12 protein-coding genes are annotated in these 13881 nt (G+C 54.7%); all 12 read left to right on the forward strand.

Annotated features, from left to right (window positions below):
• Positions 1-24 precede the first annotated feature (24 nt).
• A complete protein-coding gene (locus tag SK3146_RS27170) occupies positions 25-1818 on the forward strand; it encodes a cache domain-containing sensor histidine kinase (RefSeq protein ID WP_249861707.1) in 1794 nt (597 codons plus the stop codon).
• A gap of 84 nt (positions 1819-1902) precedes the next feature.
• Complete coding sequence (locus SK3146_RS27175; protein WP_249861708.1) at positions 1903-3432, forward strand: extracellular solute-binding protein; 1530 nt, start codon at positions 1903-1905, stop codon at positions 3430-3432.
• A gap of 44 nt (positions 3433-3476) precedes the next feature.
• Complete coding sequence (locus tag SK3146_RS27180) at positions 3477-4250, forward strand: AraC family transcriptional regulator (protein WP_249861709.1); 774 nt, start codon at positions 3477-3479, stop codon at positions 4248-4250.
• Positions 4251-4409: 159 nt separating this feature from the next.
• The gene (locus SK3146_RS27185) at positions 4410-5246 is read left to right on the forward strand and encodes a phytanoyl-CoA dioxygenase family protein (protein WP_249861710.1); all 837 of its coding nucleotides are present in this window, start codon (positions 4410-4412) and stop codon (positions 5244-5246) included.
• A gap of 15 nt (positions 5247-5261) precedes the next feature.
• Positions 5262-6323, forward strand: a complete 1062-nt coding sequence (locus SK3146_RS27190) for an amidohydrolase family protein (protein WP_249861711.1) — start codon at positions 5262-5264, stop codon at positions 6321-6323.
• Between the two features lie 38 nt (positions 6324-6361).
• Entirely contained in the window at positions 6362-6772 is a 411-nt protein-coding gene (locus SK3146_RS27195; RefSeq protein ID WP_249861712.1) for a Rieske (2Fe-2S) protein, read from the forward strand.
• Positions 6773-6784: 12 nt separating this feature from the next.
• Positions 6785-7855, forward strand: a complete 1071-nt coding sequence (locus tag SK3146_RS27200; RefSeq protein WP_249861713.1) for an amidohydrolase family protein — start codon at positions 6785-6787, stop codon at positions 7853-7855.
• Between the two features lie 199 nt (positions 7856-8054).
• Complete coding sequence (locus SK3146_RS27205; protein WP_249861714.1) at positions 8055-9089, forward strand: Ldh family oxidoreductase; 1035 nt, start codon at positions 8055-8057, stop codon at positions 9087-9089.
• Between the two features lie 35 nt (positions 9090-9124).
• On the forward strand, positions 9125-10636 hold the full coding sequence (locus SK3146_RS27210; RefSeq protein ID WP_249861715.1) for an extracellular solute-binding protein: 1512 nt from the start codon (positions 9125-9127) through the stop codon (positions 10634-10636).
• An 18-nt stretch (positions 10637-10654) separates the two neighbouring features.
• Positions 10655-11614, forward strand: a complete 960-nt coding sequence (locus SK3146_RS27215; RefSeq protein ID WP_249861716.1) for an ABC transporter permease — start codon at positions 10655-10657, stop codon at positions 11612-11614.
• A 14-nt stretch (positions 11615-11628) separates the two neighbouring features.
• Positions 11629-12507 (forward strand): carbohydrate ABC transporter permease, encoded by an 879-nt coding sequence (locus SK3146_RS27220; protein WP_249861717.1) that lies wholly within the window; start codon positions 11629-11631, stop codon positions 12505-12507.
• Positions 12508-12557: 50 nt separating this feature from the next.
• Positions 12558-13856 (forward strand): hypothetical protein, encoded by a 1299-nt coding sequence (locus SK3146_RS27225; RefSeq protein WP_249861718.1) that lies wholly within the window; start codon positions 12558-12560, stop codon positions 13854-13856.
• Positions 13857-13881 lie beyond the last annotated feature (25 nt).

The following is a 13881-nucleotide window of genomic DNA, read 5'->3' on the forward strand; positions in this document are numbered from 1 at the left end:
AGAGAAGTGCGTATCGTAACCGGCATGTCCCTGAAACAGAAGCTGCTGCTGATGGTCGGCATTTCGACCTTGATGATCTTTCTTTTGCAAATTTATTATTATATGAATTTTTACGGGCTGACCGAGGATAAGGAAAATATCCACACTTCGAATATTATGAAGCAGGTGGAAGAGAGACTCGTATCGTTTAACCAGGATATTAAGGACGCCGCATTGGCTTCCGCTTACAACACGATGACGCATGATTATCTGGGGTCGGGCGATCCGATTTACCGGCTCAAATTGAATAAAATGGTCATGGAAATTCTCTCCGGCGTAAAAGCCGCTAACAAGAACATTCAGTCGATTCTGATGGTCGACAAATCGGGCAACATCATCGGCGCATCGAACCCGGACGATTACGTCGTTCTGGACGGCGTCAAAAAGAAATACAGCTTGAATATTCAAAATCCGAAGGCGCAGTTTTACGGCAAAATAACGGCCCCGGAATTGGCCAACCCCGCTTACGTTTATATCCAGCCCATCTTTTCGTCGATCAACGACGCCAGCGACACGCCGGAGCTTGGAACCTGCGTCGTCATCTACAAAACCGACGCATTGGATCATATCGTCAGAGATATTAAGGGAACGCCGAATTCCCGCCTGCTGATTGTCGACAACGAGCAGCGTATCGTCACGGCTAGCGAAGCCGCGGCCAAAGGAAAGTTCTTCGACGTCGAGTCTCTGGACGAGCTCAGCAAAGCCGATCACTTGCAGATCAAGGAAATCGGTTCCCTCCAATGGAAAATCGTCAGTTTAATCCCGATCAAAGAAATGACGGACGAGCTTCGCGCCATCCGCAATATCGGTCTCATCATCGGCATGGTGATGACGCTGATCATTCTGCTTATGGGATTGCTGTTTATTCGCAGCGTGACGATCCCGTTAAGCGCGATTATTCGTTTTGTCAATTATATCGGCAATTACGGCGGGAAGCAGCGTCTTCTGCTGTCGGTGCGCAGCGAAATCGGTATATTGGCGACGGAGATCAACCGGATGCTCGATAAAATCGACGAGGCGAATGAGAAATTCATTCAGGCCAATACCTCGCTGTACCAAATGGAACTCGCCAAAAAACAGGCGGAACTGTCCTCCCTGCAAAGTCAAATTAATCCCCATTTTTTGTATAACACGCTGGAATGTATCCGCAGCATCGCTCTAGCGAGCAAAGTGATGGAAATTGTCGAAATTTCCATCGCGATGGCGCAAATTTTCAGGTACGGCATTAAAGAGGAAAACTTCGTGCTGATCCGCAGCGAGATCGGCTGCATTCAAGATTATTTGCGCATTATGTCCATCCGGTACGTCGATAAGTTTCATGCGGATATTCGGATTGAAGAAAGCCTGCTCGATTTGAAAATGCCCAAAATGATTTTGCAGCCGATCGTGGAAAATGCGGTATATCACGGGCTGGAGCGCAAAAGCGGCAAAGGCGGCATCAGCATCAAAGGCTGGAAAACCAAAGACGGCTGGGTATGCTTTGAAATTGCCGACGACGGCAAAGGGATCGGGGAAGAGGAGCTGCGCGACCTTCAGCATTATTTGTCCCGGTCCGAGACGCATCAGCAGGTTCTGGGCGAGAGAGGCATGGGGCTTCTGAACATTCACAAGCGTATCCGGCTGGCCTTCGGAGAGCAGTACGGCATCGAGATTGAAAGCCGGATCGACGCCGGCACCCGGGTGACGCTGCAGCTGCCCGCGCTGGATCGCAAGGACGATGAAGGGGACGAACTTCCGAAACCGGAACCAAATCGTCCGAAACGAGCCCCTAGCATCTAAAAAGAATGCGCTTACAATAATAATAAGATCTATCCGTTAACGCGCTTTCCTCAAAAGCAGGGAAGGCAGGAGGAGGATTGGCTAATGGCTCATCTGCGCTTCGGGAACAAAATATTGACATTAGCGTTATCATCGGTCGTTTGCTACACGATGGCGGCCTGCGGTACGAGCAAATCGGAGCGAATGCTTCCTAAACCGGATGCGGCGAAATCGTCCGAGCAAGCGGCCCGGTGGGATTGGGGGAAGCCGTTTACGCTGAATGCGCTGTCCAATACGCCGAGGGAAATTCCGGATCTGGACAACCGCTTTTGGACCAAGGTTCAAGATTTGTTCAAGGTGAAGCTGCAGGCGGAATTTGTTCCGCTGGACGATTACGAGACGAGACTGCGTCTGGTGCTCTCCTCGGGCAGCTTGCCGGAAGTGCTGGTGGTCAACACGCTCGACGACGGCGTCTTCACCAAGGCGGTCAAGCAGGGCATGTTTTGGGAGCTTGGCGAGCTGGCCGGAGATTTGAGCGATTTCCCGAATTTGGCGAAAAACATTCCGGAGGAGGTGTGGAAATACACAAGCATCGACGGCAAACGGTATGTGATCCCGAGAGTGCGCCCTCTGCTCGACGGAGGGCTCCATTGGCGGCCGGATTTGTTTCGGGCGCTGGGGCTTCCCGAGCCGGCTACGCTGGATGACTATATCGGCGGTCTGAAACAAATCGTCGATGCCTATCCCGAGCGTCAATATGTCGGACTGCATTTCGAGGAGTCGTTCTTCGGAGCCTTCGGCGGGTTCGAACCGGTTTACAACGGGGAAGGAGGGCTTGTTCACAAATATTTTACCGACGCTTATACCGATTTTGTAGCCTGGTACCGCAGCGTGTACGCGATGGGGCTGATGTCCAAGGAGTTTGCCGTTCTAAAAGGGAGCGACAAGGAATATATGTTCCGCTCGGACAAGGCGCTGACGTTTCAGAAAAATATGTATCACAGCTATACGTACGATCAGGATTTGAAGAAGCTCGACCCGCAGTACGAGGCCGGCGTCATTACATATTTGAACGGCCCCGACGGGCATACCGGAGAATTCGGGGTCGGATATACGGGGGGCTTCGTCATTTCCCGGGAGGTGCCGAAGGAGAAGGCGCTGCGCATTCTTCACATGTACAATCAGGCGGTCTCGCCGGAAGTGACGGAGCAGCTGCTGCATGGTTTCCAGGGCATTCATTACCGGATCGTCGGCGGAGAGAGGGTGCCGACCGAGCTGGCGCAGAAGGAAATCAGCAATGCGGTGATGCAAATTTTCCCCAATGCGCTGGACCCGTGGCAGAAGGTGATCAATACGGCCGCCCCCAAAGAATGGAACGACCGGATGATAGCGACCGCCAGAACGCTCTACGATGCCGAGCATGCGATCGACCCGTTCCGCGTCATCCGCTCGGAGACGTGGCTTAAGGAATGGCCGAAGGTTCAGGACGAATATATCGCGATGAGGACAGCGGCCATTATGGGAGTGATTTCCATGGACGAATACCGCGAGTATGTCGGGAAGCAGCGGGAGCAGCCGCAATTTCGCAAAGCGTTTCTGGAGTTTGCCGAAAGCTACGAGCTGATGTTTCAGTAGATGTCCAAGAGAGAGAAGTTACCGCGAAGGGAGCCGATGTCGATATGTTAAACATTCATTCCTGTTATGTGAGAGATTTGAGCGGCAAATGGGCTTTGGGCCGATCGTTGACGCCGAGCTATTTGCTGATCTTTATTACGAGCGGGAGGCTGGTTTATCACGTGGACAACGAGGACTATCCGCTGCAGAAGGGAGACGCGCTGCTCATTCCGGCGGGCTCCTTTCGGTGGGCGAAAGCGCTGGAGGATCATCAGCGGTATGCCGTTTTTTTCGAGCCTACCGGAGACGACAAGCAACTGCTGCCCATCTTATCCGAGAACCGGGCGTATAAGCTTAGGCTGGACAACACCGCCTACTTTAAGCAGAGGCTGTCCATCCTGCTGCATCATTGGCTTCAGAAGGGGCCTTACGTCAATGCGGCCTGTTCGGCGATTTTGATGGAGGTGCTCAGCGTTATCAATCATGAATTGGATCATAGAGGAATTAAAGGTAAAAAAACCAAGATGGTCAAAGATATTAAAAATTATATCGCCGCCCATTACAGCGACCCTCTGAAGCTCCAGGATTTGTCGGCTTACAGCGGGAGAACGCCCAATTATATTACGTGTGCCTTCAAGGAAGTGACCGGATTTACGCCGATTGAATATTTGCATGTCGTCCGGGTTTCCGTCGCCAAGGACTTAATGCTGGAGAAGTCGATGTCGGTAAGGGAAATTTCCGAAAAGACCGGATTTTGCGATCAGGCCTATTTCAATCGGGTGTTCAAAAAGGTGACCGGTCATTCGCCGACCGCTTTCCTGCATCGGAAGTCGGGGTAAGCATCGACAAAAATATTTGCCGCCGAACCGTAGAATCGTACAAATGCCAACGGATCATTAATGGTCTGAGCCGTGAAAACGAACTATGATGTAGTGGAAAGCCGGCGGTCTTCATTCGGGCCGCCCGCCATTAGACCAAAGAACGGAGGCAATGAACCCATGGATGCCAGCTGCTTGCGGTACTCGCTGACGGAAGAAGAACGCCAAACCTTTGACAAGACGGGTTATCTCGTGCTGGAGGACGCTTTAACCCCTGAGCAGGTCGAGGCTTTGACCCGGGAGGTCGACCGGATTCACGATGAGAAGGTCCAGGCCGGGCATGAGGCCAACAAGGCTTTGTTTTATCCGAACTTTATTCCCGATCACAAGCTGTTTCTCGACCTGGTGGACTATGAGAGGGTGCTGCCCAAAGTATGGGGGATTCTGGGCTGGAACATTTATTTGTATCATGCGCATATGATCGTCACGCCGCCGAGCGGTCAGGAGAAAAGCGACAAGACGTTCGGCTGGCATCAAGACAGCGGACGAATGAACGTGGATATGGAAACGGTGCCGAGACCGAGAATGTCGCTGAAAGTGGCCTACTTTCTGTCCGACTTGCAGGAGCAGGGAAGGGGCAACTTCTGGATCGTGCCGAACAGCCACTTGAACAATACGCTGGATAAGCCCGCAGGCGGCCACGGCCAGCCGGAAGGCGCGATTCCGATCTGCGTGAAGCCCGGGACGGCGGTGTTCTTCGACCGGCGGCTGTGGCATACGGCGAGTCCGAACTGGTCGGATATTACCCGCAAAGTATTGTTCTACGGATACGGCTACCGCTGGATTCGGACCAAGGACGATATGACCGTGCAAAGCTTGTGGGCCGATAGCGAACCGATCCGCCGGCAGCTGCTGGGAGCGGGGACGAACTGCAACGGATATTACACGCCGACGGAGGAAGATGTGCCGCTGCGAGGTTGGCTGGAGCGGCACGCTCCCGATCAGGTGGCCAGATAAGGAGGGGGAGCGGCAATGGCAGGAAAAGAAAAACCGGGAATTATCGATTGCGACGTTCACCCGATTCCGAAGAGCCTGGATCAAATCCGGCAGTATATGCCGAAGTTTTGGCGGGACCGGTTTCGCGGAGGCGGCAGGGGGCTGTTCTACGGCAATCCGTCGCATGGCATGCGGCTTGATTCGAATCCGCCGGACGGCGGTCCGGCCGGTTCCGACCCGCAGTTCGTTCGCAAGCAATTAATCGAAGAATACAACATGAAACATGCGATTCTCATTCCGCGCGAAAACAGCTGCCAATTTCCCGATCTCGACTACGGCAACGCGATAGCGTCCGCCTACAACGAATGGATCGCCGATACGTGGATCGGGCCGGATAATCCCGACGGCGTGTTCAAATCGTCCATCGTCATCAACCACAGCGACCCGATCGCTTCCGCGAAGGAGATTGACCGCTGGGCCGGCCATAAGCATATCGTGCAGGTGACGACCGACTCGGGGGCCCGGTTTCTGATGGGGCACCGCAATTTCCATCCGATCTTCGAGGCGTGCTGCCGCCATAATCTGCCGCTCGCCATTCATCCGGGACTCGACGGCATCGGCATCAATATTTTGCCGTCGCCGGGCAATCCCAGCCATTATATCGAATGGCATACGTGCATGTCGCTCAGCTTCATGGCGCATCTGGTCAGCCTGCTGACCGAAGGCACCTTCGAGCGCTACCCGGATTTGCGCATCGTGCTGGTGGAGGGCAGCTCCACATGGATCGTCCCTTTAATGTGGCGGCTCGATATGGAATACAAGGCGCTGCGCCATGAAATTCCATGGGTGAAGAAGCGGCCGAGCGAATATTTGCGCGATCATGTCCGCATCACTTCGCAGCCCTTGGAGAGACCGGACAGCGACGAAGACATGATGCACATGCTGAGGATGATGGACGCCGAGCATATTCTGATGTTCTCCAGCGATTATCCGCACTGGGACTTCGACAGTCCGAAGCTGGCGTTTCCGAGATTGCCGGAGAAGCTGTACAACCGGATCTTTTTTGAAAATGCACAGGAGTTTTACGGGCTGGCGTAAAGCTTGACTGCCGTTCATCGGGGAGGAGAGTATGGTCAATGGGCAAACATGTCGTAGGAAGCACCGGCGATATTAAAGCCGGGGAACGGAAAATCGTTCGTCTGGAAGGCATTTCGATCGGCGTTTTTAATATTAAAGGAACATATTATGCGGTAAAAAACAGCTGTCCGCATCAGCTGGCTCCGCTCTGCCTCGGCAAGGTGACGGGAACGACGCTGCCGTCCAAGCCCGGGGAATTTCTGTACGGCAAGGAGGGCGAGGTTGTCCGCTGCCCTTGGCACGGCTGGGAATTCGATCTGACGAACGGGCAATCGCTGTTCGATCCCAACAAATGCCGGGTCAAAACATATGAAGTCGGAGTCGAAGCTCCCGGCGAGGAAGAACCGAGACTGGAGACCTTCCCCGTCGATGTTGAGGAGGAGCAGGTCGTCGTCACCATTAACCGGTAAGGAGCAGATCGTATGGACAAAATCAACCGGCACAGCAATTATCCGTATGGCATCATCGATTGCGACGTGCATCCTTATCCCGCCGATAAGGATGCGATCAAGGCCTACTTGAGCCAGCCGTGGCGCGACCGGTACAACGGCGGAGGCCGGGGCCATTACAGCAATCCCGTTCACGGGGAGCGGCTCGATTCCCGGCCTCCCGGCGGCGGTCCCGGAGGATCGGACCCCGATTTTCTAAGGGAGCAGCATATTAAGCCGTACGGAATCGACCACTGCGTGTTGCTTCCGCGGGCGTTCTGCAACCTGCACCCGGACCCCGATTTCGCCACGGCGATCGCTGCGGCCTACAATGAATGGCTCGCCGAGACATGGCTCGGCAAGCATAACTATGACGGCGTATTCAAGGGCTCGATCACGATCGCGCATCAAGATCCCGCCGCCGCAGCCGCCGAGATCGACAAGTGGGCGGGGCATCCGCATTTCGTGCAGGTGATGACCGATTCCGGCGCGAGAGCGCCGTTCGGGCAGCGGCAATATTATCCGATCTACGAGGCTTGCGCCCGCCACGGCCTGCCGTTCGCCATTCACCCGGGCACCGACGGAATGGGCATTAACATTCAGCCTTCGCCGGGGTATCCGACCCATTATATCGAGTGGCATACATGCCTTCCTCTCGGCTTTCAAGCGCATTTGGTCAGCTTTATTACCGAGGGCGTCTTCGAGAGATTTCCGGACTTCCGGATCGTTCTGGTCGAGGGCGGCGTCGCCTGGCTGCCGGCGCTGATGTGGCGGCTCGACGCGGAATATAAAGCGCTGCGCTATGAAGTGCCGTGGCTGACGAAGCGGCCGAGCGAATATTTGCGCGATCATGTCCGCATCACCTCCCAGCCGCTGGAGCGGCCGGATCAGGACAGCCATCTGCTGCAGACGCTGGAGATGATGGATGCGAAGCAGCTGCTGATGTTCGCCAGCGATTACCCGCATTGGGATTTCGATTCTCCGCAATTCGCGTTTCCCAAGCTTCCGGTCGACTTGCGCAAGCGCATATTTTCCGATAATGCCAGAGCTTGGTATGGATTATAAGACCGGCGGAGCCGCCTGACGCGCCCCGGAGCTTCAATAAGCTTGCCGCGTCAGGCGAGTCCGGCGCAAAGACTGCGTTGGCGCGTTGGACAGAAGCGCGGTGAAAAAAGAGCGGAGCGGCCATTTGAATCTGGAAAAGCGTAAGCGTTCGCCTTTGAAAACGGACTTTTTCACCACATTTTTAGAGGAGGGACAGAGCTTGGTTCGCATTTCGTTATCGGAGCTGGAACGGTTAACATATGAGCTGCTCAAGGCGGCCGGATTATCCGCAGAGCATGCGGGCGTAGTAGCCGACGTCTTCATGCGGGCGACGTACCGGGGCGTCGGGCATCACGATATTTATGAGCTCCCGGGCCGGATTGACCAATTGCTGAAAGGCGGCATTAACGCCAAGCCCGCGATCAAAAGGCTGCATAAATATGCCGCGCTGGAAAATTACGACGGAGATAACGGGCTCGGCGAGCTGTGCGGCATGTTCATTATGAGACGCGCCGAGAAGCTGGCGGACGAACACGGCATCGGCTTGTGCGCGATCCGCAACACCCGCCATATATTGGCGTCGTCTCCGTATGTGGAGGCGGCTGCGCAAGACGGCTACATCGGCTATATCGTAACGAGGGGCGCGCCGACGATGGGAGCTCCCGGCCGCAAAGAGAAAGTGATCGGCACGAGCCCGATGGGCTACGCGGTGCCTACGGACAAAGGCTACCCCTTAATGTTCGACGCCTGTCTGGCGTACGCCTCGAACGGCGTATTGTCCGATAAGGCGCAGGCGGGGGAACGGGTGCCGGCGCACTGGGGGCTGGATGCGGACGGCAATCCGACCGACGACCCTGCGGCGATGTCGCTACCGAAGGGAGGCACGCGACTGCCGATCGGAGGACATAAAGGCTTCGGCCTGACGATTCTCGGCGAAATACTGACCGGTCTCCTGTCCGAAGGTCAGCTGATCGACGAGCCTCAACCAGGCACAGGCGAAGTCGGCGTGCCGTCTCATACGGCCGTCTGCATTAAAGCGGACGGACTATTGGGACGGGAGGGTCTCGCCCGCAGAACGTCCGAGCTGATCGGCCGGATGGAAGCGCGCGCGCCCGGTCTGATCGTCCCCGGCAAACGTTCTTCCGAGAGCAGGGTTGGCATCTTGAGCCGGGGCGGAATCGATGTGCCGAAGGGATTGATCGACAAGCTGAATGAACGGGCGTCCCTGCTGGACGTGACTCCGTTAACGGGTTGAGAATGGCGTCTATTCAAGATAAGGAGTTGGTTGAAATGGAAAAAAGGGTGATCAAGAAATCGGCCGCTTTCCTTACGCTGGCTTTATCGCTGGCCGCACTATCCGCATTATCCGCTTGCAGCTCGTCCGAAACCGCGGGAACGAAGTCAGGCGGCGGCGACGGAGCCGAGGCGGGGGCTGCGGATAAGCCGTTCCGCTACAGCACGATGGTCTCGACATTCGCCGAAGTGCCGGATATGAAAAATCAATTTTGGACGCGCTTTCAAAAGGAAAACAATTTGGAGATGGACGTTCAGTGGATTCCCGATCCCGAGTTTCAAACCAAGCTGAACCTGGCGCTTGCCTCCGGGGAGCTGCCGGATGTGGTCTCCGCGCAAAACCCGGACGACATCAACACGCTGAATGCGGTCGAGAAAGGCGTATTCTGGGATTTGGACCCGTTCCTCGGCGACTTCAGCCAATATCCGAATTTGAAGAAAAACATTCCCGAATCGGCGTGGAAATATTCCAAATACAAAGGGACGCATTTCTTCATCCCCCGGGCCCGCTCGCAGATTAATACCGGGTATTTGATCCGCAAAGATTTGCTCGATGAAGCGGGAGTGCCGCTGCCGCAAACGACCGACGAACTGTATAACGCCCTGAAGGCGGTCAAAGCCAAAAATCCGCAAATGATCGGCACCTTATTTATGGAAAACATGCAGTCCGCCTTCGGCTCGTTCAAGCCGCAGTACAATGCGGAAGGCGGGATGTACCGGAACGTGCTGACGGACGGGTATACGAGCATGGTCGAATGGTACCGGATGCTGTACAAGGAGGGCTTGATGTCGCCGGAGTTTTCCGCGATCAAGGGGGCGGAGCCGGACAATTTCTTCGCAGCCGGCAAAACCGTATTCCATACGAAAAACTTCTGGCATCAGTACCGGATGGAGCAGGAGAACAAGAAGATCAAGCCGTCCGCCGAAGTCGACATCGTCCCGTATATTACCGGCCCCGGCGGCAACGCCTCATATTTGGAACCGGGCTACACCGGCGGTCTGTTCATTCCGAAGAAAGTGCCGGAAGACAAGGTGAAGAAAATACTGGAGGTGTTCAACCGGGCGGCGAGCGAAGAGAATTCCAAAGCGCTCTTCTACGGCTACGAGGGCACGCATCATAAAGTGGAGAACGGCAAATATATTATGACGGATGTCGGCTTGAAGGAAATTCAAAGCTTCACCAACGATCCGTTCTCGATTAAACGCAATGAATGGGATAAGGTAGACAGTCCGCTGGCGCCGGTCGAAGTCGACCTGGCGAACCGGGAAACGGTCAAGGTCGTGTACGATAAGCTGACGGTCGATCCGTTCAAAATCGTCCGCTCGGCGACATGGGCCGCCGAATGGCCGAAGTACGCCGATGAATTCGAAACGAAGCGGACGGAAGCGATTATGGGGAAAATTACGATGGATGAATACAAAAAATTTATCGACGGGCTCAGAAACAACGCCGCCCTCAAAAAAGCCTTTATGGAGACGGCCCAAAGCTACAAAGAGTATTTTGGCTAAGCCGGAAGGAGCTGGCATATGAAATCCAGGGAGCTTGCGTTACACAAAGCCTCTTTCAAACTGAACGAACGGCTCGGCCGGCGCTGGTCCGCTTATGTGAAATACCGGCACATGTATTTGCTGGTGCTGCCGGGCTTTCTGTTCTTCGTCATCTTCAAGCTCGTTCCGATGTGGGGGCTTCTCATCGCCTTCAAAGATTATAATCCGGTCGTAGGCTTCGCCCAAAGCCATTGGGTCGGACTCCAATATTTTGCGGAGATGTTTGCCGACGAGCATTTTTATATTATGCTGCGCAATACGCTGCTTATTAATATCTTCGGGCTCGTCTTCTTTTTCCCGCTGCCGATTCTGCTGTCGGTCATGTTGAACGAAGTCAGGCATGAGGCGTTTAAACGGATCAACCAGTCGCTTGTGTATATGCCCCATTTTTTGTCGTGGGTCGTCATCGCCAGCCTCACCTTCTTTATGCTGTCCGTGGACGTGGGGCTGGTCAATAAAATCGTTAGAACGATGGGGCTCGAGCCTTATTCCTTTATGAACGACAGCAGGCTGTTCTGGGGGCTGCTGACCGTGCAGGGCATATGGAAGGATACCGGCTGGGGGACGATTATCTTCCTCGCCGCCATCGCCGGCGTCAACCCGGAGCGTTACGAGGCGGCCGTCGTCGACGGAGCGAGCCGCTTCCGGCAAATATGGCATGTCACCCTGCCCGCGATCCGGCCGACGATCGTCGTGCTGCTCATTCTCCGTTTGGGCCATATGACGGATGTGAACTTCGAGCAGGTGCTGCTGATGATGAACCCGCTGGTGCGGAATGTGGCCGATGTGTTCGATACGTATGTGTACAACAACGGCATCCTGCGGGGGATGTACAGCATCGGCGTCACGGTGGGCTTTTTCAAAGGGTTCGTCGGTCTCGCTTTAGTGATGACTTCCAATTATATCGTCAAAAAAATGGGGCACGAAGGCATTTATTAGGAGGGATACGAAAGATGAGCTTTGTGCACCGCAAAAAAAGCACCGCATTCGATTATGTCAATTACGTACTGCTTGCGCTCATTTCGGTCTGCTGCATATTTCCTTTCTTCTACGTATTGGTCGTGTCGCTGACGGACCGTTCCGTGTACGTGCCCTATTCGTTCCAATGGTTTCCCAAGAAATGGTCGCTCGAAGCTTACAGCTACATATTGTCGTCGAACAGCTTTATCAACGCCTTAAAGAGCACCGTCTTCATCACGTGCTGCGGAACGGTTCTGAATTTGCTGTTTACCTTCACGATGGCTTACGGTTTGACGGAAAAGCGGCTTCCCCACCGGAAGCTCATTTACGGCCTGGTCGTATTCTCCCTTGTGTTCAGCGCAGGGATTATCCCGAGCTTCCTGCTCGTCAAGCAGCTCGGGCTTATGAATTCGTACTGGGCGCTCATTTTGCCGGCGCTGACCAACGCCTGGAGCCTGATCGTCGTCAAAAGCTTTATGGACTCGCTGCCGCACGAGGTTATCGAATCGGCCAAAATCGACGGCTGTACCGATCTCGGCGTATTTATCCGCATCATTTTGCCGCTGTCCAAACCGGCGCTGGCCGCGTTCCTGCTGTTTTTTGCGGTATCGCATTGGAACACGTACTTCAATGCCGTCATGTTTTTGACCGACTCCAAGAAGTGGACGCTGCAGGTGCTCGTCAAGTCGCTCGTGCTCGACAACAGCGCCAAGACGGCGGGGATGGAGGCGTCCATCGGAGATTCCTCGCCGCCGTCGGAAACGGTTCGCTCGGCATCGATCATGCTGGCCGTTCTGCCCATTTTATTCATCTATCCGTTTTTGCAAAAGCATTTCGCCAAAGGCGTCATGATCGGCTCGGTGAAGGGCTGACCGCCGGATGAACGCCCCGTTCAATTACAACGTAATCGGGAGGGAAACCCATGTATATTAAAGAAATTGCCGCCAGCTTGTACCCTTGGGATTTGCACGATGAAGGCGCCGATGCTTGCGTCGGCAATCTGATGGAGCACGCCGATGTCAACAGCGTGTATTTGGTAGGCATTATGCATAAAGAAAAGCGTCCTCTGCGGGGGCTGTACTATCCGCACAATCCGAAGCGCAAGTTTTACTTGCCGGAAGACAGCCGGGTTTATTACCGGATGGACGAGAACAACTTCCGCAATACGCCGCTGAAGCCGATCTACAGCTCCGTGGAATGGCTGAAGGGAACCGATTGGCTGGATACGCTCATCGAGAGCGCCAGAAAAAACGGCCTGAAGGCGGGGTGCGAAATATCCCATACGATTTTTGACGCGAAGGTCGCGATGTCCGAGTTTCCTTATACGATGCAGCGCAACGTAAAAGGCGAGATCGTGGGCAACATCGGAAAGCTGCTGTGTCCGAACAACGATCATGTGCGGGAGTATATTTTGGCGCTGTTTTACGACACGGCCAAAAATCACGATATCGATTTTATTCAAAGCTGCCTCATCTTGTTCCATGAAGGCGCGAGGACGAAGGTACCGAACGACGGCGCGAGCACCGATCATGAGCTGGACCTGCTGATCGGCTCGCTGGAAGGAGGATGCTTCTGCGACAGCTGCAAAGCGAAGGCGCAGCAGATGGGGTACGATTGGGAGAAAATAACGGCCGATCTGTCCCGCTTGTACGACATGGCGAAGCAGGCCGAGCTGGGGGATTTGATGGAGAAGAAGCTGCTGGATGCCGGCAATTTGACGGCGGCGGGCTTTCTGCTGGAGAATCCGTCCTTATATCAGTGGCTTGAATTCAGGCAGAAGAGCATCACCTCGCTGTTCCAGGGCATTTACGCCCGCGTGAAGGAAGCGAATCCGAAGGTGGAGTTCCGCTATAACACGTATTTGAAATATCCGGAGATGGCCGGATTAAGCTTCTCGGCGATCAAGGATTATATCGATTCGGTGCGGGAATCCGATTATGCCGAACGGCTCGGCGACATTGCCCAGTTGAGAGCGAAGCGGGAGAAGCTGATGAAAATCAGGAGGGGTATCGGCTACGAGAAGGATTTGATTGCGGCCGTCGACGTGCGGCCGACGGATAAAGGCGAATCGAACGAGCAGGTGCTGCGCACGAGCGTCAATCTGCTCAGCAACTACGGCATTGACGGCATCTCTCTCGGCCATTACGACGAGGCGACGTTCTCCAGGCTGAAGGCGGTTAAGGACGGCATGGCGGACGGGGAAATTCAGTTGTTCAAATAAGGACCCGGCGGGCGGGGCTTCCGGC

The organism is Paenibacillus konkukensis (genome assembly GCF_023523925.1).
Taxonomy (GTDB): Bacteria; Bacillota; Bacilli; order Paenibacillales; family NBRC-103111; genus Paenibacillus_S; species Paenibacillus_S doosanensis.

Coding starts and splice junctions, on each gene's coding strand:
- SK3146_RS27190 (WP_249861711.1), top strand. CDS start 5,262: ATGGCAGGAAAAGAAAAACCGGGAATTATCGATTGCGACGTTCACCCG.
- SK3146_RS27175 (WP_249861708.1), top strand. CDS start 1,903: ATGGCTCATCTGCGCTTCGGGAACAAAATATTGACATTAGCGTTATCA.
- SK3146_RS27225 (WP_249861718.1), top strand. CDS start 12,558: ATGTATATTAAAGAAATTGCCGCCAGCTTGTACCCTTGGGATTTGCAC.
- SK3146_RS27200 (WP_249861713.1), top strand. CDS start 6,785: ATGGACAAAATCAACCGGCACAGCAATTATCCGTATGGCATCATCGAT.
- SK3146_RS27180 (WP_249861709.1), top strand. CDS start 3,477: ATGTTAAACATTCATTCCTGTTATGTGAGAGATTTGAGCGGCAAATGG.
- SK3146_RS27215 (WP_249861716.1), top strand. CDS start 10,655: ATGAAATCCAGGGAGCTTGCGTTACACAAAGCCTCTTTCAAACTGAAC.
- SK3146_RS27170 (WP_249861707.1), top strand. CDS start 25: ATGTCCCTGAAACAGAAGCTGCTGCTGATGGTCGGCATTTCGACCTTG.
- SK3146_RS27220 (WP_249861717.1), top strand. CDS start 11,629: ATGAGCTTTGTGCACCGCAAAAAAAGCACCGCATTCGATTATGTCAAT.
- SK3146_RS27185 (WP_249861710.1), top strand. CDS start 4,410: ATGGATGCCAGCTGCTTGCGGTACTCGCTGACGGAAGAAGAACGCCAA.
- SK3146_RS27210 (WP_249861715.1), top strand. CDS start 9,125: ATGGAAAAAAGGGTGATCAAGAAATCGGCCGCTTTCCTTACGCTGGCT.
- SK3146_RS27195 (WP_249861712.1), top strand. CDS start 6,362: ATGGGCAAACATGTCGTAGGAAGCACCGGCGATATTAAAGCCGGGGAA.